The organism is Brevirhabdus pacifica (genome assembly GCF_002797755.1).
GTDB classification, from domain to species: Bacteria; Pseudomonadota; Alphaproteobacteria; order Rhodobacterales; family Rhodobacteraceae; genus Brevirhabdus; species Brevirhabdus pacifica.
The window spans coordinates 1783409-1808411 of sequence record NZ_PGFI01000011.1 but is presented as its reverse complement, the minus strand read 5'-3'; the positions used below and the strand labels follow the sequence as shown (position 1 = coordinate 1808411).

Annotated in this window: 20 protein-coding genes and 1 pseudogene; 10 read left to right on the top strand and 11 right to left on the bottom strand. The window is 64.8% G+C overall.

All coding sequences use genetic code 11. The features are described 5' to 3' along the window. Positions 1–14: 14 nt before the first annotated feature. A complete protein-coding gene (locus CLV77_RS08745) occupies positions 15–3806 on the top strand; it encodes a hypothetical protein (protein ID WP_233128120.1) in 3792 nt (1263 codons plus the stop codon). Between the two features lie 131 nt (positions 3807–3937). Here the strand turns inward: CLV77_RS08745 and CLV77_RS08740 are convergent, their stop codons facing one another. From CLV77_RS08740 to CLV77_RS08715, 6 genes are all read right to left on the bottom strand, one after another. Further along, a complete protein-coding gene (locus tag CLV77_RS08740) occupies positions 3938–4912 on the bottom strand; it encodes an HNH endonuclease signature motif containing protein (protein ID WP_076978352.1) in 975 nt (324 codons plus the stop codon). 375 nt (positions 4913–5287) lie between these two features. Next, positions 5288–5626, bottom strand: a complete 339-nt coding sequence (locus CLV77_RS08735) for a DUF736 domain-containing protein (RefSeq protein ID WP_076978353.1) — start codon at positions 5624–5626, stop codon at positions 5288–5290. A 640-nt stretch (positions 5627–6266) separates the two neighbouring features. Continuing rightward, on the bottom strand, positions 6267–6719 hold the full coding sequence (locus CLV77_RS08730; RefSeq protein WP_076978354.1) for a hypothetical protein: 453 nt from the start codon (positions 6717–6719) through the stop codon (positions 6267–6269). 118 nt (positions 6720–6837) lie between these two features. Continuing rightward, positions 6838–7764: a DUF2493 domain-containing protein gene (locus CLV77_RS08725; RefSeq protein ID WP_076978355.1), complete on the bottom strand. Its 927-nt coding sequence runs from the start codon at positions 7762–7764 to the stop codon at positions 6838–6840. 251 nt (positions 7765–8015) lie between these two features. After that, positions 8016–9059, bottom strand: coding sequence for a DUF7146 domain-containing protein (locus CLV77_RS08720; RefSeq protein WP_076978356.1), 1044 nt, complete (start codon positions 9057–9059; stop codon positions 8016–8018). 99 nt (positions 9060–9158) lie between these two features. Then, positions 9159–11288, bottom strand: coding sequence for a ParB/RepB/Spo0J family partition protein (locus CLV77_RS08715; RefSeq protein ID WP_076978357.1), 2130 nt, complete (start codon positions 11286–11288; stop codon positions 9159–9161). A 170-nt stretch (positions 11289–11458) separates the two neighbouring features. Between CLV77_RS08715 and CLV77_RS08710 the strand changes: the two genes are divergently transcribed. Together CLV77_RS08710 and CLV77_RS08705 are read left to right on the top strand one after the other, a co-directional pair. Continuing rightward, positions 11459–11848: an antitoxin Xre-like helix-turn-helix domain-containing protein gene (locus CLV77_RS08710; RefSeq protein ID WP_100053035.1), complete on the top strand. Its 390-nt coding sequence runs from the start codon at positions 11459–11461 to the stop codon at positions 11846–11848. After that, the gene (locus CLV77_RS08705; RefSeq protein WP_076978359.1) at positions 11845–12534 is read left to right on the top strand and encodes an RES family NAD+ phosphorylase; all 690 of its coding nucleotides are present in this window, start codon (positions 11845–11847) and stop codon (positions 12532–12534) included. The genes CLV77_RS08710 and CLV77_RS08705 overlap by 4 nt, the downstream gene beginning before the upstream one ends. Before the next feature lie 74 nt (positions 12535–12608). Here CLV77_RS08705 and CLV77_RS08700 read toward each other — a convergent pair whose 3' ends face one another. Together CLV77_RS08700 and CLV77_RS08695 are read right to left on the bottom strand one after the other, a co-directional pair. Next, complete coding sequence (locus CLV77_RS08700) at positions 12609–13799, bottom strand: DUF932 domain-containing protein (protein WP_076978360.1); 1191 nt, start codon at positions 13797–13799, stop codon at positions 12609–12611. Between the two features lie 89 nt (positions 13800–13888). Then, on the bottom strand, positions 13889–14977 hold the full coding sequence (locus CLV77_RS08695; RefSeq protein WP_076978361.1) for a site-specific integrase: 1089 nt from the start codon (positions 14975–14977) through the stop codon (positions 13889–13891). A 113-nt stretch (positions 14978–15090) separates the two neighbouring features. On the opposite strand from CLV77_RS08695, the gene dusA reads away from it, so the two are divergent. Beyond that, entirely contained in the window at positions 15091–16110 is a 1020-nt protein-coding gene (gene dusA / locus CLV77_RS08690) for a tRNA dihydrouridine(20/20a) synthase DusA (protein ID WP_076978362.1), read from the top strand. An 88-nt stretch (positions 16111–16198) separates the two neighbouring features. Here dusA and CLV77_RS08685 read toward each other — a convergent pair whose 3' ends face one another. The 3 genes from CLV77_RS08685 to ccmI form a co-directional block, all read right to left on the bottom strand. Next, entirely contained in the window at positions 16199–16456 is a 258-nt protein-coding gene (locus CLV77_RS08685; RefSeq protein ID WP_076978363.1) for a DUF1289 domain-containing protein, read from the bottom strand. A gap of 105 nt (positions 16457–16561) precedes the next feature. After that, positions 16562–17035, bottom strand: coding sequence for a Holliday junction resolvase RuvX (ruvX, locus tag CLV77_RS08680; RefSeq protein WP_076978364.1), 474 nt, complete (start codon positions 17033–17035; stop codon positions 16562–16564). Positions 17036–17087: 52 nt separating this feature from the next. Then, on the bottom strand, positions 17088–18368 hold the full coding sequence (ccmI, locus tag CLV77_RS08675; RefSeq protein ID WP_076978365.1) for a c-type cytochrome biogenesis protein CcmI: 1281 nt from the start codon (positions 18366–18368) through the stop codon (positions 17088–17090). A 325-nt stretch (positions 18369–18693) separates the two neighbouring features. Between ccmI and CLV77_RS08670 the strand changes: the two genes are divergently transcribed. From CLV77_RS08670 to CLV77_RS08650, 6 genes and pseudogenes are all read left to right on the top strand, one after another. Further along, complete coding sequence (locus CLV77_RS08670) at positions 18694–19941, top strand: sarcosine oxidase subunit beta family protein (protein ID WP_076978366.1); 1248 nt, start codon at positions 18694–18696, stop codon at positions 19939–19941. A gap of 202 nt (positions 19942–20143) precedes the next feature. Then, positions 20144–20473 (top strand): hypothetical protein, encoded by a 330-nt coding sequence (locus tag CLV77_RS08665; protein WP_076978367.1) that lies wholly within the window; start codon positions 20144–20146, stop codon positions 20471–20473. 141 nt (positions 20474–20614) lie between these two features. After that, a complete protein-coding gene (locus CLV77_RS16525) occupies positions 20615–20773 on the top strand; it encodes a hypothetical protein (RefSeq protein ID WP_170043953.1) in 159 nt (52 codons plus the stop codon). Positions 20774–20887: 114 nt separating this feature from the next. Then, positions 20888–21199 (top strand): annotated as a pseudogene (locus CLV77_RS16720) (sarcosine oxidase subunit delta); the annotation flags it as partial. Positions 21200–21354: 155 nt separating this feature from the next. After that, entirely contained in the window at positions 21355–24393 is a 3039-nt protein-coding gene (locus CLV77_RS08655) for a sarcosine oxidase subunit alpha family protein (protein ID WP_076978369.1), read from the top strand. Further along, the gene (locus tag CLV77_RS08650; protein ID WP_076978370.1) at positions 24386–24970 is read left to right on the top strand and encodes a sarcosine oxidase subunit gamma; all 585 of its coding nucleotides are present in this window, start codon (positions 24386–24388) and stop codon (positions 24968–24970) included. The genes CLV77_RS08655 and CLV77_RS08650 overlap by 8 nt, the downstream gene beginning before the upstream one ends. Positions 24971–25003: the final 33 nt, after the last annotated feature.

The following is a 25003-nucleotide window of genomic DNA, read 5'->3' as shown; positions in this document are numbered from 1 at the left end:
CCAATGAGGTCACTATGCCGGTTGATGAAACTGCAATACGCCAATGGGCCGACCGCCACGAATGTCGTAACCACCTACCGATACTTGTTCGTCGACTGATTAGGGAGACCACGGAATCCCTTGTCTCAATGCGCTTTCCCGGAAACGAGGCGGTCGATTTGCCTGGGCTTGACGGTCAAGTGGAATGTGAAGCCGGAACAGTCTGGGTGCCGGAAGGCCGAAGCGTATGGGAAATGGGTTGCAATGTAGACCCTCGAAGTAAAGCCGACGGTGATTATCGAAAGAGAACTGAAGAAACGCCGCAAGACCAGCGCGAGAATAGTGCATTCGTCTTCGTGACGCCGAGGAGGTGGAACGGAAAAGAAGACTGGCTTGAAGAGCGACGTGGTGAAGGCGCTTGGGCGACCGTTGAGGCATTCGACGCCATAGACCTTGAAACTTGGCTGGAAGAAGCGCCTGCCACGGCCCGCTGGTTGGGTGAAAAGCTGGGTGTCGCCTGGCCTGGGCTGAAGACACCTCACGAATGGTGGAATAGCTGGGCGACAGCTTCGGTGCCGCCATTGTCCATCAAGCTTGTTTCTTCTAGGCGGCACAACGAACAGAGCGTGTTGTTGCAGAAGCTGCGCGACCGAGAGCAAATAGTCCCGGTTCAAGCTGACGATAGAGGGGAGGCCGTTGCATTTGTCGTTGCGACAATGATCGAGGCCGATGCCCTCGATCTTCTTGATACGACAGTTGTTGCCGCATCTCGCGATGCCAGAATTCCTACGAGCGCAAACCACCTTATTGTCGTTGCGGATGTTGAAGATGGGGAGGAGTTGGACTTTGGTGATCGACGAAATTTGACCATTGTCCGCGCCTATCCCAAGGGTCGTTTAGACGTCCGGGAGGCACTGCTGCTTTCGCACGTCCCCTCAGATACCTTTCGCGCTGAACTCGAGAGTATGGGGCTATCGCGTGATGACGCGGATAACCTCTCCATCAAGGTCGGTCATTCTGTTCCTGTATTGCGGCGTCAGCTCTCAGGTGATCCTGAGGTTCGGCGGCCTAGTTGGGTTAGAGATCGCGCAGCGGCAAAACGTGTCCTCCCGTTCGCATTGGCGGGCTCGTGGGTTGAGCGCGAGAACATGGATGACAGCACAATTCTCCAGCTATTGGGTGATTTTCTGGATGGTGAAGTAGAACCAGTTCGAGACGAACTGCTCGCTTTGAACGACGCACCAATTGCTCGCTATGGGCATGTGAATGTCGTTGTATCACAAATCGACGCACTTTTTGCCGTAGGGCCTTACATAGATCGAGACGATCTGGACCGTTTCTTTCAACTCTTGCCGGAGTTGCTGGGCGATAGAGACCCCGCCTTAGACCTGCCTCAAGATCAGTGGTACATGGCCAATGTTTTGGGTCACGCGAGAAGTTTTTCGGGTGCCCTGCTTTCCGGTCTCGGCGACGCGTTGTGCATTCTATCCGTTCATGGTGCAGAAATCTGCGGTGACAGGTTGGGAGTTGACCTTTCATACCGTGCCGCGCAAGTCGTTCGGTCCCTGATGCAAGGTGCTGACCAAGAACGTTGGCTTTCTATTCGGGGGCACCTACGAACATTGGCGGAGGCATCTCCATCTGCGTTCCTTGATTGCCTTGAAGCTGAGCTTAGAGAGCCAGAACCTGCCATACGCGCCATCATGGGAACCACTGAAGGCTTGGTGAGTGGCGAGTGTTTGCGGACCAATTTGCTTTGGGCGCTTGAACTTTTGGCTTGGCACCCTGTCCACTTTTCTCGTGTTGCTGAGATTGTTTTTGGCCTTCGCCGTCTGGAGGTGGAAGACAACTGGTCAAACTCGCCGAAATCAACCGCCCGTTCTCTGTTTAGGGCTTGGCTGCCTGCCACCGCTCTCAGTGCTGCGGAAAGGATGGCTGCCTTGCGGCGCTTGTCAGGGCAGTTTCGACATGCTGTGATGGACGTCTGTATCTCTCTTCTTCCAGGAGGTGGCCCAAGTTTCGCTTCACGCACTGCGAGGCCGCAATGGCGAGCACTGGATGCAGAAGTGCCGTCACCGACAAATGCGGATGTCCGCGCAGCGGCGGTCGAAGCTAGCCGCCTACTTCTCGACTTGGCTCCATTTGAAAAGTTGGAGCTTGAACAGCTGTTAGAAGTTGCGACACGTATTCATTCTGATGACCTGTCTCGCTTGGTCATCGAGGTCGAGAGCTGGTCAGCGACAGCAACCGATGAGGACAAAGCTGATCTTCGGCACAACCTTCGTCGGCGCGATGTTCTTCGTGCTTATCAGGAAGGTGAAGAGGACGAACAGTTGGCAGCCGCGCTTCGGCGTATGGGAGAGGCTTTGTCCCCTCAGTCTCCGACTGCTCGCCACCGTTGGCTGTTTGAAAATTCCCACGTTGAGTGGCGTGCGCTGGTGGAAGACGAAGGAAATGGGCGCTTGTCATGGCAGGAGCGAAACGCACTTGTCGAAGAGCGCCGCCGAAACGCCATCGATGAAATCAGGGAGCAATTGGGAGATCAAGCGGTTCTTCCGTTTGCGCTTAGCGTGAAGCAACCCGAACTGGTGGCTCAAGTCTTGGTCCCGCAAGATGCGGCAGTGGAAACGGCGACCCACTGGGTCTCGGCTGCGCTGCGCACCGAGGCAAATGATCAGTCCAATGCTTTCCTGCGGCAACTGCTATGGAGCGCAGGTTGGATCGACCTTGCCGCAGTCGTGGCTGGCCTAGAGGCACAAGGAATTCTGAACAGTGAAGTGGAGCGCCTGAGATTTGCCGAGCACCTTCCTGGTCGTTCAATTGGCTGGCAGGTCGCAGAAAGTTTGGGCGAAGACGTGGCTTCTGCATTTTGGAATTCGGCGTCAATTCATATTTGGGATGACACGCCGTCCGACGAAGTGGAGTACGCCGTTACAAAGCTTCTTGAATATCAGCGGCCGAGATCAGCGTTCTCAGCCGTTTCTCTGTGGAGGAACAAGCTGCCAGCCAACCGTTGGCTAGATATCCTACAAGCTGTTGCTCGCGGCGAGGAAGTGGAGGGGCCTTTTCCAAGTTCGTACAACCTAGATGAGGTGTTTCAGCTCCTCGATGAAGACGAAGCGATCTCCGACGACCAAATCGCCAATCTAGAACTGCCCTTCGTCAAGCTCTTGTGCTCATACGGTCATCGAGACCACGAGCGAACGCTGGCTTTGCACCGGCAGCTTTCTCGGGATCCAAATCTCTTTGTTGAGTTGCTCTGCTGGCAATATCATCGGCGCGATGGCGCGGACGAACCCGAGCGAGAAAAGCTATCGGCGGAGAGGCGCAAGTTCCTTGCCGAGCTAGCCTATCACTCTCTGGAGGGTTGGAAAAGAGTTCCCGGATGCGATGAGAACGGCGTAGTGTCTCCGGATGAATTCACCACATGGGCAGATAGCGCCCTTCGACTTGCGGCGGAAGCTGACCGCAAGGAAGTAGCTGAAATCCATTTTGGGGCTTTGCTGGCACGAATGGCGAGGAGACGGCCATGGGATGACTGGTTGCCTGACGTCATCTTGGATTTTTTAGATCGCTCTGAACACGCTGGACTAAGGGAACGGTTTGGTATGGGGGTCAGAAATGCACGAGGTGTAACCACGCGCAGCCCCTATGATGGCGGAGAGCAAGAGCGCAGACTTGCAGAGCGTTATCGAGACTTGGCAGCTAGATATGGTAATTCCCACCCCCGGTTGTCGGAAAGCCTCATATCCATTGCAGAAGGGTATGAATGGGATGCCCGTCGAGAAGACGAGCAGGCGGCAGTGGGCGAACGCTGGCATCCTTGATACGGAGCAATCCGATGACAGCTTTACGAGAGTAGCGCTGCAGCATTTGGAAGCTAGGGCGAAGGTCAGGTTTCGGCCGGCCCGGCATTTGAGCTGGCCTGACAAATACACCAAGATGCATGGTGCGCCCTTCACGTATAGTCGTCGATGCTGTCCTCCAAACTCTCGCCGGTCAGCTCGCAGAAGGTCTTCAGCGCTCCCTGAAGCGTGAAATACTGATGCTCGCTGCGGTGAACGAACAGCTCACCACGGATCGTAATCATGGCGACAGCCCAGTCCTTGATCGCGTCAGCTTCCGCAGCACGGGTAAGAACTACCAGCCCGTCTTCGACGAGGGCGCACTGAACGACCAAGCTCTGGTAGATATCGTTCCGGGCGAAGACCCCGCCGAACCGGAGGTTCTGAGCGTATCGCTCCAAACCATCTTCCGAGACCGCCTCTGGGCATCCGGGAAACTCGGTCGGGACCTTCCACTTCACTTGGATCGCCGATGGTGTCAGGCTTTCATACTCTTCCGGCTCCGGCTCGAAGTCAGCTCGCTCACGGGTGCCGTGCAGCCACTCGCCGATTGCGCCTCCGCTTGGGACCGATCCGCTCTTCGCCCACGCCTCGAAACGAGACTTGGTTTTGGCACCTTCTTCCTTGGTCACAGTCCGCATCCATGAGATATCGGGAAAGGACGTTTCGTTAATGGGTCTGGACGGATCTTCGAGAAACGCTTCTATCGAACCATAGGCCAGCTCAATGCGGCGTGCGGTGATTTCGTTCAGGAGTGCGTTTTCAAGCCTAGTGAGCCAGCGTAGGTTCTCGGGCCTGTTATTCGCCCTGTTGGTGTCGATGTGATCGACAACATGATGATCAGAGGGTGGCGGACCGTTGAAGGCGCTGCAAACAATGCGGTGGATCGGCACACCGGCCAGAAGGTGATAGCCGGTCGTGAGGTTTTGGCGTCCGAAGGTCCATGTTTTGTCAAGCGGACGGGGGCGTTTCCGGAATTCGTTCAGTCGATAGACTGCGCCGTTGTCACGGACGCAGTATCGCTCGCCGCGATATTCGACCTCGACTTCCGTTTCGTAGATCTCCAGCAGGTGGTCATGCTCGCCCATAGGCGTTTTCGAGGATGGCATCTTGCTCTCCAGTGCAAGGGTGTCTCGGCCTTCCCCGGAATGGTCCGGTGCCGGGTTCTTATCGGCAGACGTGAAGCGAGGCGTCCGGCGCTGCCTTGTGCTCTGGACGCACCGACAGATTGTCGAATGTGTTAGGTTGGAGTCAAGAAGTACCAGGGACAGTGCACACTCGCCCTACGCCCGCCAGTGCGTAGCAACTCTAATGTCGGCTTTGCGGGCTGCAACCGCAGCATCCAAGCAGGGCATTGAGAGTCCGGACTTGTCAGCTTCAAATGTGACTCCAAGCCGCTCGTTGCCAAACCACCGAGAGCAAAGCGCACCCCGCCCGGCGATCCCGGGCGGGGCGGTCTGCTGTCAGTCGCCGTTGCGGCGGGTGTTGGGGCGCGACCAGATGAGGCTGAAGGTCTCTTCGCCGCCTTCGACCACCGTGTCGTCGAAGAGGTTGGCGTAGATTGGCTGCGTGAAGCTCGGGTCGTCGAGCTTGAGGCTCAGGTAGTCGCGGCCCTCGGTCGAGCGCTTGGACCAGGCGGCGCCGATCTCGGCACGGCCGACAAAGACGCGGTGGGAAGGGGCGTTGTCGTTCGGGGTGCTGTCCTCGGGGACGATGCGGACGGCTTTCGCCTGAACGCTGAGGGTGACGATTTCGCCGACGTATTCGCTGCCGGTCTTCTTGAAGGTTCCGATGGTGGCCATGTCATATCTCCTTTTGGCTTGTCCGAGCCCGCGCCCTTCGCGGCCTCGATGGCGATCGTCAGGACCGGGGCGATCCGCCGACGCAGCCCCTGTGGCCCGAAGCGCCAGCGGAGGACGGCAAGGCCGGTCTTTCTTGCCGCGCGAGGAATGGCGTCCGCCAGGGGAAGAAAGTCCGGACGCGCTGTTGCGTTCAAGGCGGTCGAGGCGTCAGCCGATCCCGGTCAGATCAGCCGCTGAGAGGCCCGCAAGGGACGCGTGGCGTCATGCCATGGAAGAGGGGGTGACAGGCTACCTCTGGATCGCGCAAGACCCCGGCAGCGGACGTCGTGCAAAGACAGGTTTTAGCGTGCAGGCGGAAACGGTGCATGTCCCGAACGTGCTTCGGTACTCCGGGATTGCCCCCTCTCGCCGTGTCTGTGTTTGTCTGCCGTGTCGTTCGGTCTGCCGGCGATCCAAGTGCATACGCGACCGGGGCCATGCGCTACAATGTGGGTTTTGGCGATCTGGCTTTGCTCAGCTGGTCCTGCCGAGCCGCAACGCTGCGGTGACGGCGAGCATCGAGACCTTTTTCAGCAATCGGTTGCGGCGCACGCTGACGATGTGGCTGACGGCACGCACCGGCGCAAGCTTCACAGGGCGTTCAGTGTTCGTCGAAAGACCTGTGCGGATGCGGGTCTGACATGGCGTTGACCTCGGACCAGCCCGATACCCGCGCCCAAGCTGTACAGCCGATAATGAGCGCGCCCAGCCAAGACAGGAGGGTGATGGTCGCAGCGCCCGCGCTGCCGAATTCGGCAAGACCCTTTGCCGCATGAAATCCGGCGATACCCGCGGGGACCGCGTAGATCAGACCGATGGCGAGTTTGAGCGGGGCCCAACGGATGCGGTCAAAGGCGAATTCTCCGAGAGCGGCGACGAAGCCGCCGATGAAGAGGCCCGCAATGATCGACAGGAAAACGCCTTGGCCCGTTTCATACAGATACATGCCGGACGTCAGCCCGATCGCGAAGGGCAGGGCGTAGACAGCCAGGTTGAACAGGATCCAGCAGAGGGCACCAAGGCCGAACAGCGTGAAGAGGGTGGAGAAAAACATGAGGCACTCCTTTCGAGAACAAGGATCGCGCCGCCACCTCCTCCACTGGCACGGGCGGATCATAGCAGAAAACGGCGCGCCCCGGGAGAGTCCGGGGCGTGCGTCGGCGGAAATCTGGTCATGCCGGTGGGGCGGCTTTCGGCCGGAAGTCGAAGAGGGGAATGCCCATCGCGCGGGCCTTGTCGGCGAGATTTTCGGTGATGCCGGAGCCCGGGAAGACAATGAGGCCGATGGGCAGGGTATCGAGCAACTGATCGTTGCGCTTGAAGGGCGCCGACTTTCCATGCCGCGTCCAGTCGGGCTTGAAGACGATCTGCGTCACGCTGCGGTTGTCGGCCCAGCCAGCGGCGATGCGTTCGGCCCCGCGTGGCGCGCCGCCGTGCAGCAGGACCATATCGGCGTGTTTCGCGTGGACGCGGTCGAGGGCCGCCCAGATGGCCGTGTGATCGTTGCAGTCGAGCCCGCCGCTAAAGGCGATCTTCGTGCCCTGCGGCAGGAGCGGTTCCAGATCGGCGCGGCGTTTTGCGGCCAGGTGGTCCCGACTGTCGATCAATGAGGCGGTTAGTGTGCGGCGGTTCACATGGCTGCCGGCCCTTGGGTGCCAGGTCTGGCCGAGATGGGTCTCGAAGAGATCTGCCGCGAGATCGCGCATGGCCTCGTAGGCGTTGCGCCGTTCGAGCAGCGTGATGCCCTCCGCGATCAGGGTTTCCAGTTCGACCGAGCGGACTTCGGATCCGTCCTGTTCGCGCTGCGCGCGTTTTTGTGCCTGTTCGTTGCTGTCGAGATCCCGGCCTGTCCGCGTCGCCATACGGTGAAACAGGTTCGTAGTGGACCAGAGCAGGTCTTCAAGGTCGGGCTCTAGGCGCGTGTCGGACAGCGTCAAGACGAGCGCGTCGAAAATGTCGACGACGGCGGTGCGAATGGCGTCGGGTTCCGGCAAGGGGCGGGGATCGGGCTCGTCGGTGAAGGGGCGCCAGCCGTAGAGCTGCAGTTCCTCGAGCACAACGGCGGTGGAGGATCGGGTTTGAAGATGTGTGTCGGTCATGATGTCGTCTCCGGTTGTCGAAGACCGCGCCTCTCGCGGCCTTCCCGGGCAACGGAAAAGCGGGGGCCGGACGGGTCTGCATTCTCAGGGGTCCCCGTCGCGCCCACGCGATGGGGTGGAACCGGAGCGCAGCGGAGGACGGCCATGGCCGTTGCGGGCCCGTCCGGGCTCTGCTCCGTTTTGCCCGCTCTCGGAAGGCCGGAAGGCGTGGCTCTGATCACGGAGGCGCTGGCCGACTGCGCCGACTCCGATCAATCGATGGCGTGGTCGTGGAAGGTCACGGCATCTTCGGGCGCCAGTTGCGGACGCAGATGCGCGCGCAACGCGTCGCGGCCAGAGGCTCGCAGATCGTCATTGAAATCGCCGAGACGGGGGGAGAGGTGGATCGCGTCGATCCCGACCTGTCTGGCCCGAAACGCCAGTTGGTCCGCGGCGGACAGGCCTGCCGGATCGGCATCAACGGCGATGTATAGGCGGCGAAGATCGGCCGGCAGCTGCAGGGCTGCGAGATGGTTGGCGGACAGGGCCGCAATGACAGGAAGCTTCGGCAGGGCCATATGCAGGGCGAGCATAGTCTCCAGCCCTTCGCCTGCGGCCAGCACGCTGACCGGTTTACCGATGCGAACCCCATGGCCGAGGAGATTGCCCATCGCCTTGCGCGGTGGATTGACCGGGGCCTTGTCCGCAGTGGCGGGGTCAAGCCAGGTGCGATGCAGGCCCGTGAGCCTTCCGTCGAGGTCCGTCACCTTGGCGAGTAGGGCAGGCCAGGTCTCAGGCGGGTCTGTCAACGCGTGATCCTCACGCCAGTAGAAGCAGTTCGGGTGAAACCGGAAGTTGTCGTGATGGCCCAGCCCGGTGAGGCCGCGCCCTGCGAGATAGCGTTCCGCCAAGGTGCCCGACATTGGCTGGCCCATGGCCCAGAGCCGCCGCGCGGCCTCGGGTGAGCCGCGAGAGGCTGGCGAATTGTTGGCGCGGTGCCTGTCCGTCTGCGGCAGGCTGAGAAACCTGCGCGCTTCGTCCAGCGTGTCCCTCAGGGTGGTGATCCCCATGTTCAGGGCGATAAGGTCCAGAAGGTCTCCGTGCTGCCCGGTTGCGGAATCGGTCCACTTGCCAGCCGCACCAAGGCCGGAGTTCGGACCGGTCAGCCGAACGTAGAGGCTGCGGCCCGGCGTATTCTGCACATCGCCTACGATCCAGTAGCGGCCCTGTTTGCGCCCGTTCGTGAGGTAGTGACGGCAGACGGCCTCGGCATCCTCGGCCAGGCGGCGGGCGATGTTGGCGGCGGGGCTGTGCATGCTTTGTGCCTCCTGTCGTGGATAGAAAAAGGGGCCCGCCATTTCTGGCGGACCCCGGTTGCCGGAACTCGGGGGAAGGAGCTCTGACCTGCTCGAAGGTCACTCGGCGGCTGTCCGGGCGAAAGCGTCACCGGCGACGGGATCATCTTCCTCCATGGGGTCGGAATCTCCGATAGCCGGTTCGCCGCCGTTTTCCGCCGATTGCGCTTCGCCGCTTTCAGGATCGTCGTCCGAAGGTTCTCCATCGGCGCTGTCCGCATCGTCGACCAGTTCGATCTCCGGAGCGTCCTCTTCCGGCAGCCGCGGTGTGCGTAGCGGGTCCGGCAGCCAGCCGGTGGCGGAGAGCAGGTCCTCGGCGGCGGTCACCATCTCGGCCTTCTTCAGGCCCGCGATGCGGTCGGCGGCGTCCTCGCCCTTCGCCTCGCTCACGGCCTCGAGGATGCGCGCCTTGGTCACGCGACCGAGGTAGCTGTCACCCGTGGCCGTCCAGCCCGCTTTGGCCATGTCGAGCCCGACGGTCCCGGCCAGCACATCCGCATGCGCGATGGCGCGCGGGCGGCGCTGGTAGGGGTCGTGGACGGCATTCACGCTCATTGCCACGCACTGGGCGAAGAGCGCCTCGCGGCTGCAGCTGTCGAACTCGGTGAGTACCTCCCAGAGGTCTTCGGGCGCTTTCGGAAGGTTGCGTGCCCACGTCTCGTGGCGCTGTTCGATGGCTTGCGCATAGGCCGTGTCGCCGAGGCCGGGCACCTGCGATCCGAAACCTGCGTTGCGCGGTTCGATCTCGACGCAGCTGTCGACGGCGTAGCGATAGAAGAGCCGCAGGACCATCGCGTGCAGCGCCGCGAGGAAGGCGACCTGCGGGTCCTGGGCCAGCGCATTGCGCAAGGCCAGGGTGCGATGGGCCGTCAGTTCCATGACGAGGCGGTCGGAGAGCGGTTTGAGGCCGTCATCCTCTTCCTCGTCGTCCGCAATAGACGCGACAGTGTCGTCGGTGTCCTCGACCTGCGCCGCTTGCGGTGCGACCTCGCCGGTGTCCTCTACCTCCTCGAGCGGCTCATCTTCGGGCCGCACGTAGCCCCGCTCGACCCGCAGCCGCCCGGAGCTGTCGATGCTGACGAAGGCTCCTGCCAGCGCGAGGTCGTCCGCCTCGAACCGGATCGGACGCGCCTCAAACGCCTCCATCGCGTCCTCGATTTCGCCCAACCGGGTATCGACCTCGTCGGGCAGCTCGTCGGCCTCCGCATGCTCCGCCTCAAGCGCATCGTATTCGGCCTTCAGCGCCTGGTAGCTGGCGGCCTCCTCACAGGTCATCGGCACCGCCTCGCCATGGACCCGGCGCATCCCGAAGGTGTGGCCATAGGGGAACTCGGTGTCGACCTCGACCCATTTCCAGCCTTCGGCGCGGACTGCCTCGGCCTCCTCGGCCAGTTTCTCGCGCACCATGACGTCCAGCAGGGCGGCATCCTGCAGCCAGCCGCCGTCATCCTGCTGGAACAGGTCGCGCAGGATTTCGCCCCCGGCCTCGACGTAATCGTCCAGCCCGACGAACTGCGCCCGCTTGTCCGAAGCCCGCACCGCGCCTTCGGTCAGCATGCGGCGGATCTCGTAAGGCTGCCGGGAATAGTGCCGCTGCAGCGCGTCCCAGACCTGCTCCTGCCGTGCGTGATCGGGATTGACAGTGAAGGCCATGAGCTGGTCGAGCGTCATTTCCTCCTCGGCATAGGCATCATGCAGCGATGGTGCCACGGCGGCGAGCTTCAGCCGCTGTTTGACCACGCTGGCCGAGACGAAGAAGGCCGCGGCGATCTCCTCCTCTGTGCGACCCTTCTCGCGCATCGCCTGGAAGGCGCGGAACTGGTCGAGCGGATGCAGCGGCGCGCGCTGGACGTTTTCGGCTAGGCTGTCTTCCTCGGCGAGGCCATCGGTGCGCACGATGCAGGGCACCAGCGCGGTCTTGTTCATCCGCTTCTGCTTGACGAGAAGTTCCAGCGCCCGAAACCGCCGCCCGCCGGCGGGGATCGTGTACATGCCGGTCTCGGCACCGCTGTCGTCCAGCACAGGCCGCACGGTGATGGAGCTGAGCAGCGTCCGCCGCGCGATGTCCTCGGCCAGCTCCTCGATCGACACGCCTGCCTTGACGTGGCGCACGTTCGACTGGCTGAGCATCAGCTTGTTGAAGGGAATGTCGCGCGAGGCGCTGAGGGTGATCTTCTGTTGCTTGGTCATCGGGATATCTCCGCGACGGGCCAGCCGGGAGCCACTCTCCCGACCTCCAAACCCGTCACGGAAAACCCGGCACCCCTCTTACTCTGGAGGCACCAAATAGTCCATATGGACTTGCAATGCGATCCATATGGACTTAGATCATCAGTCAAGCTATGAAGGAGCGCAAACACATGGAAAACGTTGTTCTGGAACGTCCTGCGCCGGATCGGCAGGGGGTCGCGCTCAAGGCCTTCGCTCGGATCGCGGACGCCTGGTCGCTCACCTTGCGGGAGGCGGCGGCACTGGCGGATATGTCGGACTCGACCTGGAAGCGGGCGAAGAAGCCTGATTTTGCTGGGGATTTGACGCGGGACCAGATGCTGCGATTGAGCGCGCTGATCGGCCTTTACAAGTCGCTTGAGCTTTACTTCAACGAACCGATCTCGCGGGAGTGGGCGAAGCTGCCGAACCGGGGTCCGGAGTTCGACGGTGCGCGGCCCGTGGACGCGATGATCGAAGGGGGATTGCCCAAGATCCTGCGCGTGCGGGGCTATGTTGATGCGCTGCGGGGCGGGGTTTGAGGATCACGTCGGTCAATGACCGTGCTCTTGTCAGGCTGATCTCAGAGACCCATCACAAGCCGCCGGTGCTGCGGGGGCTGGTTGATAGCGACGAGGAGGCCGCGATTCTCGCCGAGATCGAAGGCGAGACCAGTGCGCGCCTGATCGCCGAAGCGCAGGGTAGCCCCGAGCTAGACCGCCGCGAACTCGCCTTCGCGCGGCGGTCGCATGACCTGACCCTTTATGGTCAGAGCCATATCAACGCGGCATTCACCTACACGAGGCCCAAGGGCAACCGGTTCAACACTGGCGACCGCGGTGCGTGGTACTGCGCCTGGGACATGCTGACGAGTGCGCAGGAAGTTGGGTTTCACCGGACCCGTGAATTGGGCTTCATCGGCCGCTACGAGGACGAGGCACGCTACGTGGAACTGCTGGCGGATTTCATTGGGGATTTCCCAGATATGCACGGGGACGCGCATCCGGCGCTCGACCCAGACCCCGGGCACGGCTATCCGGCGGGGCAGCGTCTCGCCGCGGATTTGAGGGCAGAAGGGTATCGTGGGCTGATCTATCCATCCGTGCGTCACCCGGGCGGACGCTGCTTCGTGGCCTTCGATCCGGGGATCATCCAGAATGTCCGCCCGGGCGCGAGCTGGAAGCTGGTCTGGCAAGGTGCGCCCGAGTTCACGGTCGAGGGGTTATAGCGCCCCTCGACATCTTCATTCAGTGCTTGAGATTATCTCGATAAAAGTTTGAACAGCTTACATATTCAACGCAATCATACCTTCTCCAACAACACCTTCGCCTTGCCCTCCATCACCAGCCGCGCATCTTGCTGCGGCTTCGACCGTGCGACCGCCGTAATCCCCTGTACGAAGTCGAAGACGCTCTCGGGCGGTCGGCCTTCCTCAGCCAGCACCGTCTCGACGATCCGCCCCGTCTCCGCCTTCGAGAAACCGCGTTTGCGCAGGAAATCCTGCCGGTCCTCGTCCGACCGTGCGACGATCTTCTCCCGCGCCGCCCGGATGCCGTCGATGAAGGGCGCGGGCGAGGACTCGGCGAAGCGGCTGAGCGCCGGGGCGGCCTCGTGCGCGAAACGGGAGGCCGCGTATTTCGAGTGCCGGATCGTGATCTCCTGGAAGTCCTCGACGCCCCAGAGGTTGCGGTTCTGACAGACCGCGCGCAGGTAGAAGCTGGCGATGCCGAGCGTCTTGGCGCCCACCTCGGAATTCCAGCAATAGAACCCCCGGAAATAGAGGTCGGGCGAGCCGTCGGGCAGCAGCCCCGCCTCGATTGGGTTCAGGTCGTCGACGAGGAACAGGAAAACGTCGCGGTCCGAGGCGTAGAGCGTCGTCGTTTCCTTCGTCACGTCCACGCGCGGGTTGTAGATGCCGGTGGACCAGTCGAGCACGCCCGGCACCTTCCAGCGCGTGTCGCCCGTGCCGTTGCCCGCGATGCGCTGCACGGCGGAGACAAGTTCGTGGTCGTAGATGCGGCCGTAGTCGGGGCCTGTCACGGCGCGCAGTTCCGTGCGACCATCCGCGACCTCCATAGTCTTGACCTGCTCCGCGCGGTGGTTCGTCAGCCCGTACTGCAGGTTGATGCCCGCCAGCGGCGCTGGAAGCTGCCGCAGATAGGCTGCGGGTGCGCCGACGAGGCTCGAAAGCTGGCCGAAGGACCAATGCGTCGGCGCGATCGGTTCATCCCCGCCCGGCAGGAGCAGCCCCAACTTCTCCGGGTTGTCGCGATGCGCCTCGACCCGGATCGCCGCACTTTCAACCGTCTGCGTCCGGCTCCGCTCCGCCCGACCTTTGACGGATGCGAAGAGATCATCGAGCGACAGATACCGCTCGTCATCCGGCCTCGAGAACCACTCCGACGAAACGCGGTCCACGTTCTCGCCGCGCGACACATCCACTTTGTAGCCGCCGCTCATGTCACGCCCGGCATCGATAATCTCGGTGTTCATGGGTTTTCTCCCGCGACGGGCGGCCGAAAGCCTCTCTCTCGACCTCCAAACCCGTCACGGGCCGGGACGGCACCCCTCTGACTCTCGGATCACTCGGCTGCGCGGGTCTCGAGCGGGGAAGGGGTGCGCGACGCGGCGAGCCGGTGCAGCGTTTCCGGGCGGATATGCGTGTACCGGCGCAGCATTTTCCAATCTTTGTGGCCGGTGACCAGCGAGACTTGTTCAATGGCGAAGCCGGCCTCGAACAGGCGGCTTGTGCCCTCATGGCGCAAATCGTGGAAATGCAGGTCCTTCACGCTGACCTCGACGCAGGCGCGCCGGAAGGCCGTTCCGACCGATTTCGAGTTGTAGGGAAAGATCCGGCCCCTTGCGTGCCCGAGTTCCTTGGCCTGTTCGATGACCAATGCCCAGGCATCGAACCCCGTGGCGGCGAAGAGTGGGATCCGCTGGTCGTTCCCGGTCTTGTTGCGCGGGTCCTTCCTATCGCGGATCATGAGCATCCGGCGGTCGACGTCGAGATCGGTCCATTCGACGCGGCAGATTTCGTCGAGCCGCATGGCCGTGGCCACCGCGAACTTGACGATCCGCGTCATCGGCAGGGTCAGGCGTTCGTTGTCATCGAAGCAGCGGAAGAGGCGGTTCAACTCGTCCGTGGTAGGGCGACGATCCCGCTCTGTGCCCTTGCCGATCAGGCCGAGACGTTTGAGCGCCACGCGCGCCAGATCGACGGGTTCCGGAGAGATGTCGAGCCCGTGCACAGCCGCGGCATGGGTGATGATCATCTTGATCACGCCGATATCGATCCCGAGAGTGACCGGGCCCGCACCTTGCTCCGCACGCATCTTGCCGTAGTCGATCAGCTTCTGCCGGTCGAGGTGCCCGATCTTCTCCTTGCCCAGATCGCGCTTGAGCGTCGTGAGCGTGGCGGCCTTGCTGCGACGCGGCGGTTTCCCTACCTCGCACATATCGGTTATATGAATATCGATGAGGTCGCCAAAGGTCTGGAGGCGGGAAACGGACGTGCTTGTAGGCGCCAGCCCCTGATCGACCCGGGTCTCCGCCTGGCGGGCCCAGCGATGGGCGTCGTCGCGGCGGAGGAACGTCTCGCTCGCGTAGCGGCCCTTTCGTCTGATCTGGACCCGGTAGGCACCGGAGGGGAGCTTGGTGATGGAGGCCATTTTCGTGTGCGCTGTGTGTGCAATGAGTCGTCGTAGAGGGGCAAATTCGGGGATATTGGGGCGTGTTCCTGCGTAGCAGCATCCGCCGCCAACAGTTTGAAGATACACAAAAAATGCAAATAAATCAACACGCTAGATTATCTATTGCGCCGATGATGGACTGGACCGACCGCCATTGCCGCTATCTGCACCGGGTGATGAGCCGTCGCACGCTGCTTTATACCGAAATGGTGACCGCGCCGGCCGTGGTTCACGGCAAGCGCGAGATGCTGCTGGGGTATGACCCGGCCGAGCATCCGGTGGCCTTGCAGCTGGGCGGCTCCGAGCCCGAGCTGCTGGCCGAGGCGACGCGCATCGCGGTGGGTTATGGCTATGACGAGATCAACCTCAATGTCGGCTGCCCTTCGGACCGGGTGCAGTCGGGGGCGTTTGGGGCCGTGCTGATGAAGGATCCGGGGCTGGTGGCGGAATGCGTCGCGGCCATGCAGGGGGCGGTGCCGGGCGGCTCGGGCCCCGATGGTCCCGAGATCACCGTCAAATGCCGCATCGGCGTTGATGAGCAGGAGCCCGAGGAGGTCCTGCCGGCCTTCCTGGAGGCGATGGTCGGGGCCGGGATCGGGCGGGTCGCCATCCATGCCCGCAAGGCCTGGCTACAGGGGCTGAGCCCGAAGGAGAACCGCGACGTGCCGCCGCTGGACTATGACCTGGTGCTGCGGATGAAGCGGGCATTTCCGGCGCTGCACATGTCGATCAACGGCGGCATCGCCGACCTGGACCAGGCCGAGCACTTCCTGGCCCAGGGGATGGACGGGGTGATGATCGGCCGCGCGGCCTATCACGCACCGGCGCAGATCCTGCTGGACGCCGATCGCCGGATCTTCGGCGAGGAGGGGGCGATCACCGCCGAGGAAACAGTGCGGCGCATGCTGCCCTATATCGAGGCGCATCTTGCCGATGGCGGGCGGCTGCATTCGATCACCCGGCACATGTTGGGGTTGTTCCTGGGCCGTCCCGGCGCACGCGCGTGGCGGCGGGTCCTGTCCGAGGGGGCCCATCGAGAAGGGGCGGGCGTGGCCCTGGTCGAGGAGGCGCTTGCCCGGGTCGAAGATGCGGCACAGCCTGCCTGCACCTAGGGGCGTCCCGAAGGTGCGCACTCTACCATCATATTAAAGAACGGCTGCAAGAGCCTTGGTCCACGGGGATTTCCAGCCCCTCGGATCCCTATCCCAGGCGGTTGAGTTTGGCGGCCCGGCCGCCCCGGCGTTTGGCGAGGCGGGGGGCACGGGCGGGCAGTTCTTTCATGATCGTGCGGCGCTCGGCCTCGGTCAATTGGGACCAGCCGGTGATTTCCTCAAGCGTGCGCAGGCAGCCGGTGCAGATCCCCTCGACGGGGTGCACCAGACACAGCTTCACGCAGGGCGAGGAAACCCTTGCCGAGCGGCGCTCTGGTCCTGCGGTGTTGTCGGTGCCGTCGCTCATGTCCTCTGCCCGCGATTTGCCTGTTGCGATCTGCCTGTATCGGAAGGCCCCTTTGGGTCCGCCCGTGTCAATGGTGTTGGCCCGGCGTGCCCCGATGCGCCCTTTTCAGGCGCGCAGGTTGCGTAGCCGGTCCAGCGCGCCTTGCAGGATATAACCCGCCGCGACGTGATCGACCACCTCGCTTCGCCGCCGGCGCGAGACATCCGCCTCCAGCAGGGCGCGTTCGGCGGCGACGGTCGACAGGCGTTCGTCCCAGAAGGTCATGGGAAGCGGCGTCAGGCGCGACAGGTTGCGGGCGAAGGCGCGGGTCTTCTGACAGCGCGGCCCCTCGCTGCCGTCCATGTTGCGCGGCAGGCCCAGGACCAGCCCACCGATGGCCCGGCGCGACAGGATCGCCAGCAGCGCCTCGGCGTCCTGCGTGAACTTGGACCGGCGGATGGTCTCCAGCGGCGAGGCCACGGAATGCATTGGGTCCGACACGGCGATGCCGATGGTCTTGTCGCCCAGGTCCAGCCCGGCGAGCGGCGTCATCGGAGGCAGGGCGGCGGCAAAGGCGGCCATGTCGTCGTGGATGTTCATGGCCGCCGTCCCGGACAGGCGGCGAACGGGCCCGCCGGGCCCGACGCGGGGATCATCGGGCGACGCCGGCCGCCTCGGCGGCGGGTCGGATCTGTGCCAGGGCGGTCTCGTCCCCGGCGAAGGTCTGGCTGGCCTCGGACCAGATGGCGGCGGCGCGGTCCTTCTGGCCCAGCACGCCCAGGGCGCGGATCAGGCGGGCCCATTCGGCGGGAGTGCCGCCCTCGGCCGCCAGCCGCTCGGAGAGCTGGCCGACCATGCCCTCGATCATGGCATTGCGATCCTCGGCGCTCATTTCGCCAGCGGCGGCGATGGCGGCCTGGTCGGGGCCGGGCAGGGTGGCACCCGCATCCGCACCGGCGTTGGGCAGCGGTGTCGACAGCGGCCCGCCCGAGCGCGGTGCCAGGCTGAACTTCTCGCCCGCAAGGCGCGCGACCTCTTCGATCTGTTCGCGGATGGGGCTCATCCAGGGCGCGTCCTCGGGACCGGCCTTGAGCTGGCGGCGCCAGATCTGGAAGCCGAGATCCGGGCGGCCCAGCTGCGAGAACATCAGGCCCGAGTAGTAGAGGGCCGGGCCATTGCGCGAATCAAGCTCCAGCGCGCGGCGCAGCGCCTCCTCCGCCTCGGGCGAGACATAGCCGCCGGCGGCCAGGATGCGCATGTCGGCAAGGTCGGCGTAATCGGCCGAGCTGGCCTCTTCGCCCTTCATCTCGATGGCGCGGGCCTTGGCGACGGCGGCGGCCGAGAACTGGCCCAGGTTGGCCTCGGATCGGGCCAGAAGGTCGTAGCCGCGCGCGTCGCCGGTGCGTTGCTTCAGCATGCCGCGCAGACGCTCGACCAGCTGAAGATAGGCCGGGTCCACGTCCTGGGGCTCTTCGGCGGGGGGGATCACCGCCTCGGCCTCGGCCTGGGAGGGGCGGTTGCGGGCGGCTTCCTGAAGGTTGGCCAGGCGGGTCGCCAGCGGCATGTCGGGATAGCCGGGTGCGCCCAGCCGGGTATAGAGCGCGGCGGCGCCCACCACGATCAGAACGGCCATGAAGGCCGCGGCGGCGGCCTTGACGCCCGGGCGCGAATGGGTCTCGGCGACGGCGCCCGCGCGGGTCACGGCGCGGTCGGCCTCGAGGATGCGGCGCGAGATCTCAAGCCGGGCGCGGTCGGCGTCGTCTGCGGTGATGACGCCGCGGGCGAGGTCGCGCTCCAGCTCCTTCATCTGATCGCGATAGACCTGGAGGTCGTTGAGCTCGGCGATCTGGACCTGCCTGGGGCGCAGCAGGGTGCGCACGAGAATGGCGGTAATGAGCAGAGAGATGGTCGCAGTCAGCACCCAGAAGAGCATGGTATTCCGATCGTTTGGCAGTGTCCCGCAACCCGTCTAGCGAAATCCCGCCGCTTACAGAAGTAACATTTCCCCCGCAGGGGCGTGAGGTCGCAGAGGGTTTCGCCGGCACCGCGTCCGTTCGTCCCCGGCCAGGCACGCGGGCGGGGGCCTATGGCGGCCCGCGCCGGGGTGGCGGCCCGACACGGCGGATGTCGCGAAAAGGACCGGGAGTGCCGCAGGGCGGCATGGACGCGGCGGCCTTCCGGCGCGATACAGGGGAGGAGAACGGGCGCCCCGCGCGCCCCGTCGAACCCTGCCTTCTGATCCTGCCCCGGGGAACCGCATGAGACGCTATTCCGCATTCGCCATCGCCCGCGAGGCCCTGCGCTTTCACAAGGGCTGGGAACGCGCCTGGCGCTCGCCGGAGCCCAAGCCGCGCTATGACGTGGTTATCGTCGGCGCCGGCGGGCACGGGCTGGCCACGGCCTATTATCTTGGCAAGAACCACGGCATCACCAATGTCGCGGTGATCGAGAAGGGCTGGCTGGGCGGCGGCAACACCGGACGCAACACGACGATCATCCGGTCGAACTATCTGCAGGATCCTTCGGCCGCGATCTATGAAAAGGCCCGCAGCCTTTACGAGACCATGAGTCAGGATCTGAACTACAACGTCATGTTCAGCCCCCGCGGCGTGATGATGCTTGCTCAGACCGAGCATGAGAAGCGCGGCTACCTGCGCACCGCCCACGCCAACGCCCTGCAAGGCGTCGCGACCGAGTTCATTGGCCCCGAGCGGGTCAAAGAACTGTGCCCCATCATCGAGACGAGCGGGCCGCGTTACCCGGTGCTCGGTGCCCTGTGGCAGCCGCGCGGCGGCACGGCCCGCCATGACGCGGTGGCCTGGGGCTATGCGCGGGCCTGCTCGGACATGGGCATGGACATCATCCAGCAATGCGCCGTCACCGGGGTGCGCAGCCAGGATGGCAAGGTGGTCGGGGTCGACACCACGAAGGGGCCAATCGATTGCGGCAAGCTGGCGCTGGTCGTGGCAGGCCATTCCAGCGCGCTGGCTGACATGGCCGGGTTCCGTTTGCCGATCGAGAGCGTGTCGCTTCAGGCCATGGTCAGCGAGCCGATCAAGCCCTGCATGGACGTTGTCGTGATGGCCAACACAGTCCACGGCTACATGAGCCAGTCCGACAAGGGCGAGATGGTGATCGGCGGCGGCACCGACGGTTTCAACAACTACACTCAGCGCGGCAGCTTCCACCATATCGAGGAGACCGTGCGCGCCCTGGTCGAAACCTTCCCGATGATCAGCCGCCTGAAGATGCTGCGCCAGTGGGGCGGGATCGTGGACATGACCGGCGACCGCTCTCCCCTGCTGTCGAAAACGCCGCTGGGCAATTGCTTTGTCAATTGCGGCTGGGGGACGGGCGGGTTCAAGGCGATCCCCGGATCCGGCTGGGCCATGGCCGAGCTGGTGGCGCGGGGCGAACCCGGTGCCCTGGCCGCGCCCTTCTCGATCGATCGATTCCGCGAGGGGCGTTTCATCGACGAAAGCGTCGCCGCCGGGGTGGCCCATTGACCGGCCTGTCCGCGTGCCCGGCAGCCGGCCCTGCAATCGGTGGTTGCGCACCCGATGGCGGGCCCGTGCCCGACCGTCGTTCGCCCGCTGACCTTTCCAATTCCATCGGCGGATTTCGCCGGTCGGTGATCACATGTGCCGGGAACAATAACTCCGTGACGGACGTTGCTAAGCAGAAGTCAATTGAAGAGGAGTTACCGCCGTGGCACAGCCTGAGCGTATCCACACGAGCCATACCGAAACCCATACCGACAAGCGTAGCGGGACGGGCCTTGCCCTCATCATCGGCGGCCTCGTCGTCGCTGTTGCTCTCATCGCCTGGTTCCTCATGGGCGGCGATGGCGCTGACCTGGGCACCGCCACCACGACTGGCGCCGGTGAGACCAACATCCAGATCGAAGCGCCTGAAGGTGGCAGCGCCACGTCCGGCGCTACCGCCGAGGGTTCGGCATCGGCTCCGGCCGAGACGACCGCACCTGACGCAAGCGCTCCGGCGGCCTCTGCCGACGCCGAAGCGACGACCGCGCAGTAATCGTGGCCCTTGTCTGACGTTTGCCCCGCTTTGCGCGGGGCACGCGCGGCGCGATCCGGTTTATTGGAACCGGATCGCGCTTTCGTGCGTTCCGCGAGTCCTGAACGATAAAAAAATTCAAGCAAGGGACAGCGGAAAAACATGGCTACTGAAGGCGGAAGCAATAACGGACTGGCGCTCATCGTGGGCGCATTGGTCGTCATCGTCGCAATCCTCGCCTATTTCTACATGGGCGGCGAGGCCCCCGATGCCGGCGGCAGCCCGGACGTCACAATCGAACTCCCCGCAGGCGACAAGTAGGGTAGGTTCGGCCGCGCCTGGCCCCCGGGCCAGCGCCGGCATTCTCAGATTTGCAGCAATTCCCGAAGGCAGGTGTCCTGTGACGCCTGCCTTTGGCGTGTCCGGAGGTCTCCCATGCTGATCCTGACCTGTCCCTATTGCGGTGTGGCCGCCGACGAGACCGAGCTGGCCCCCGGCGGCGAGGCGCACCTGCGCCGGGCGGGCCCCGCGGCCGGCGAGGCCGAGTTCGAGGCCTACATGTTCCACCGCGCCAACCCGCGCGGTGTGCATTTCGAGCGTTGGCGCCACGCCTTCGGCTGCGGCAAGTGGTTCCACGCTGCGCGCTGCACCATGACGCTGGAGGTCTTCGGCACCTATTCGGCCCAGTGCACCGCGCCGCCGGCCGCGATCTTCAAGGCAATCCTGGCCAGCCGCCCGGACTGGACGCCGACCCCGGGCCAGCCCGAACCGCCCAAGCCCGCCGCGCGCGCACGCAAATCCGCCGCGAAGCCCGTGGCTAAGGGCAAGGCCAAAGCCAAGACGCCCACCGCCCCCGCCGCCAAACCCGCCAAGGCCGATGCCAAGGGCAAAGGAGATGCCACATGAGCCGCAGACTTGCCGCCGGCCGCAGCCTCCTGGGCCGCCGGATCGACCGCGAGAGCCCCGTCACCTTCCGCTTCGACGGGCGCCGGATGGACGGGTTGAAGGGGGACACCCTGGCCTCGGCCCTGTTGGCAAACGGGCAGACGATGGTTGGACGCTCGTTCAAGTATCACCGTCCGCGCGGCATCATGGCCGCCGGCCCCGAGGAGCCGAACGCGCTGGTCAACCTGGGCAGCGGCGCGCGGCTGGAGCCGAACCAGCGGGCAACAACCACGCCGCTTTTCGACGGGCTGGAGGCCGAAAGCCAGAACCGCTGGCCCAGCTTGGGCTTTGACGTGGGGGCGATCAACGCGCGGTTGTCGCGCTTTCTGCCTGCGGGTTTCTATTACAAGACCTTCATGTGGCCGCGCAGCTTCTGGAAACATGTCTACGAGCCGATCATCCGCGCCTCGGCCGGTCTGGGCCGGGCACCGCAGAAGCCCGATGCCGACACGTATGAGCATTACCACGCCCACGTCGACCTGCTGGTGGTCGGCGGTGGGGTCGCGGGTCTTCAGGCGGCGCGCCTTGCCGCCGTGGCCGGCGCGCAGGTCCTGGTGATCGAGCAGCAGGATCATTGGGGCGGCCGCGCCGCCGTCGATGGCGGCACGATCGAGGGCGAGCATGCCGAGTACTGGGTGCAGCGCACGGTCGAGGCCCTGTCGGCCCTGCCCAACGTGGACATGCGCACGGGCTGCGTCGGCAGTGGGGTCTACGACCACGGCTATGCCCTGGCGGCCGAACGGCTTGCCCCCGCGGAGCGACCGGGCGCGGTCGCGGGGCCGCGTCAGCGCCTGTGGCGGATCCGGGCGCGCCGCATCGTCACGGCGACCGGCGCGATCGAGCGCCCGCTCAGCTTTGCGGGCAACGACCTGCCGGGGGTAATGCTGGCCTCTGCGGTGCGGGATTACCTGGTGGATTACGCCGTGACCCCCGGCGATGCGGTGGTGGTCGTGACCAATAACGACGACGGCTATCGCACTGCGCTGGCCCTGTGCGATGCGGGCATTCAGGTTCCGGCGATCATCGACGCGCGCAGCCGCGTCACGGGCGATCTGCCCAGCCAGGCGCGCGCCGCCGGCCTGCGGGTCGAAACCGGCAGCGCCATCGCGCGGGTGACCGGTCAGCGCCGGGTGACCGGGGTGGACATCTGCCCCCAGGGCAGCGACGGCACCCAGGCCGAGCGGCTTGCCTGCGACGCGGTCGCCATGGCCGGTGGCTGGTCGCCGGTGGTGCACCTGTGGTCCCATTGCGGCGGCAAGCTGCTGTGGGACGAGGCGACGGCGTCCTTCCGGCCCGACCCGGACCGCCCGCCACTGGGCGCCGATGGGCAGGGCTTCGTGCTGGCGGCCGGGGCCGCCAATGGCGAGGGGCGACTTGGCCCCGCGCTGGTCGATGGCGATGCCGCGGGCCGGGCGGTGATTGCGGCGCTGGGGCTAAAACTGCCCCGGGGGACGGCCCCCGCACCTCAGGCCCGCGCCCCCGAGGAGGAGCCACTGGCGCCCGTCTGGATCATGCCGCGCGAAGCCGATGCCGCGCGCCGCTCCAAGATGTGGCTGGATTTCCAGAACGACGTGAAGGTCAGCGACGTGCAACTAGCCGCGCGCGAAGGCTACGAAAGCGTTGAACATACCAAGCGCTACACCACGCTTGGCATGGCGACGGATCAGGGGAAACTTAGCAACATCAACGGGCTGGCGGTTCTTTCTGATGCGCTTTCCGCAGCCATCCCCGAAGTGGGGACGACCACGTTCCGCCCGCCTTACACGCCCCTGACCATCGGCGCGATCGCCGGCGAGGCCCGGGGCGATCTGTTCCAGCCCGTGCGCCGCACGCCCATGCACGACCTGCTGGATGCCGCTGGCGCCGAGTGGGAACCCGTCGGTCACTGGCGCCGGCCCTATGCCTTCCCGCGCGCCGGCGAAAGCACCCATGACGCGGTCATGCGGGAGGTGAGAAACACCCGCGAAGCCGTTGGTTTGCTTGACGCATCCACGCTGGGCAAGATCCTCGTCAAGGGGCCTGACGCCGGGCGTTTCCTGGACATGCTCTACACCAATATGATGAGCAGCCTGAAGCCCGGACGCTGCCGCTACGGGCTGATGTGCTCGGAAAACGGGTTCCTGATGGACGACGGCGTCGTCGCCCGGATCGATGACGAGACGTTCCTGTGCCACACCACGTCTGGCGGGGCCGACCGCATCCATGGGCACATGGAGGAATGGCTTCAGACGGAATGGTGGGACTGGAAGGTCTACACCGCCAACCTGACCGAACAGTTCGCTCAGGTCGCCGTGGTCGGGCCGCGGGCGCGCGACCTGCTGCAATCTCTGGGCGGCGACATCGACCTGAGCGCCGAGGCGCTTCCCTTCATGGGCTGGGCCGAGGGGCGCATCGGCGATTTCAAGGCGCGGGTCTTCCGCATCAGCTTCTCGGGCGAGCTGAGCTTCGAGGTGGCCGTGCCGGCCGGAAGGGGCGCCGAGTTCTGGCAGGCCCTGATGCAGGCGGGCGCGCCGCTGGGCGTGATGCCCTACGGCACAGAGGCGCTGCACATCATGCGCGCCGAGAAGGGGTTCATCATGATCGGCGACGAGAGTGACGGCACGGTCATTCCCCAGGATCTGGGGCTGGACTGGGCCATCTCGAAGAAGAAGGACGACTACCTGGGCAAGCGCGCGCAGGCGCGGATGCACATGGCCTCGGACGAGCGCTGGCGCCTGGTCGGGCTAGAGACGCTGGACGGCTCGGTGCTGCCGGACGGGGCCTACGCGGTGGCCCCGGGGCATAACGACACCGGGCAGCGCAACATGATCGGACGCGTCACCTCGACCTACCACTCGCCGACGCTGGGGCGGGGCATTGCCATGGGACTGGTGCTGCACGGGCCCGAGCGTATGGGAGAGACCCTGAGTTTCGCCAAGGTCGACGGCAGCACCGTGGAAGCGCAGATCGTCGATCCGGTGTTCTACGACCGGGAAGGAGCACGCCAGAATGTCTGAGCATGAGCACGTAACCGGAGGTCCGCGCCTTCTGTCGCCACGCGGCATGGTGACGATCCGCGCCGATTTTTCCGAGTTGAAGACCGGGGACGCGGTCGCCGCGGCCCTGGGCCCGGCGTTCCCCGACACCAACTGTGCCACCAATGCCAAGGGGCGCAGCCTGCTGTGGATGTCGCCCGACGAGCTGCTGCTGATCTGCCCGGCCAAGGAGACCGAGGCGCTGATCGTGGCGGCACGGGACGCGCTGTCGCGGCTGCCGGGCGGGCACCACCTGGTCGTCGATGTCTCGGACGCGCGGGTTGCCTTCGCGATCGAGGGGCCCGGGGCGCGCGACGTGCTGGCCCGGCTGACGCCCGCCGACCTGCGCCCGGGCGTCTTCGACGCGCCGCAGCTGCGCCGCACCCGGTTGTCGCAGGTGGCCGCCGCGATCTGGCAAAGCGCGCCCGACCGGTTCGAGATCCTGTGCTTCCGCTCGGTCGCGGGCTATGTGGCGCGGCTTCTGGAAGGGGCGGCCGGACAGGGTGCCCCGGTGGGGCATCTGGACAGGGACGCACGGGCAGGATCGCGGGCGCGCTGAGGGTCCGCGCGCGCCCTTCAAGGGGCGGCCTGG

What these genes read in the sequence shown, in the direction of transcription:
- CLV77_RS08745 (WP_233128120.1), top strand. Translation starts at nt 15, where the DNA reads ATGCCGGTTGATGAAACTGCAATACGCCAATGGGCCGACCGCCACGAA.
- CLV77_RS08740 (WP_076978352.1), bottom strand. Translation starts at nt 4,912, where the DNA reads ATGGGCGAGCATGACCACCTGCTGGAGATCTACGAAACGGAAGTCGAG.
- CLV77_RS08735 (WP_076978353.1), bottom strand. Translation starts at nt 5,626, where the DNA reads ATGGCCACCATCGGAACCTTCAAGAAGACCGGCAGCGAATACGTCGGC.
- CLV77_RS08730 (WP_076978354.1), bottom strand. Translation starts at nt 6,719, where the DNA reads ATGTTTTTCTCCACCCTCTTCACGCTGTTCGGCCTTGGTGCCCTCTGC.
- CLV77_RS08725 (WP_076978355.1), bottom strand. Translation starts at nt 7,764, where the DNA reads ATGACCGACACACATCTTCAAACCCGATCCTCCACCGCCGTTGTGCTC.
- CLV77_RS08720 (WP_076978356.1), bottom strand. Translation starts at nt 9,059, where the DNA reads ATGCACAGCCCCGCCGCCAACATCGCCCGCCGCCTGGCCGAGGATGCC.
- CLV77_RS08715 (WP_076978357.1), bottom strand. Translation starts at nt 11,288, where the DNA reads ATGACCAAGCAACAGAAGATCACCCTCAGCGCCTCGCGCGACATTCCC.
- CLV77_RS08710 (WP_100053035.1), top strand. Translation starts at nt 11,459, where the DNA reads ATGGAAAACGTTGTTCTGGAACGTCCTGCGCCGGATCGGCAGGGGGTC.
- CLV77_RS08700 (WP_076978360.1), bottom strand. Translation starts at nt 13,799, where the DNA reads ATGAACACCGAGATTATCGATGCCGGGCGTGACATGAGCGGCGGCTAC.
- CLV77_RS08695 (WP_076978361.1), bottom strand. Translation starts at nt 14,977, where the DNA reads ATGGCCTCCATCACCAAGCTCCCCTCCGGTGCCTACCGGGTCCAGATC.
- dusA (WP_076978362.1), top strand. Translation starts at nt 15,091, where the DNA reads ATGCAAATAAATCAACACGCTAGATTATCTATTGCGCCGATGATGGAC.
- CLV77_RS08685 (WP_076978363.1), bottom strand. Translation starts at nt 16,456, where the DNA reads ATGAGCGACGGCACCGACAACACCGCAGGACCAGAGCGCCGCTCGGCA.
- ruvX (WP_076978364.1), bottom strand. Translation starts at nt 17,035, where the DNA reads ATGAACATCCACGACGACATGGCCGCCTTTGCCGCCGCCCTGCCTCCG.
- ccmI (WP_076978365.1), bottom strand. Translation starts at nt 18,368, where the DNA reads ATGCTCTTCTGGGTGCTGACTGCGACCATCTCTCTGCTCATTACCGCC.
- CLV77_RS08670 (WP_076978366.1), top strand. Translation starts at nt 18,694, where the DNA reads ATGAGACGCTATTCCGCATTCGCCATCGCCCGCGAGGCCCTGCGCTTT.
- CLV77_RS16525 (WP_170043953.1), top strand. Translation starts at nt 20,615, where the DNA reads ATGGCTACTGAAGGCGGAAGCAATAACGGACTGGCGCTCATCGTGGGC.
- CLV77_RS08655 (WP_076978369.1), top strand. Translation starts at nt 21,355, where the DNA reads ATGAGCCGCAGACTTGCCGCCGGCCGCAGCCTCCTGGGCCGCCGGATC.
- CLV77_RS08650 (WP_076978370.1), top strand. Translation starts at nt 24,386, where the DNA reads ATGTCTGAGCATGAGCACGTAACCGGAGGTCCGCGCCTTCTGTCGCCA.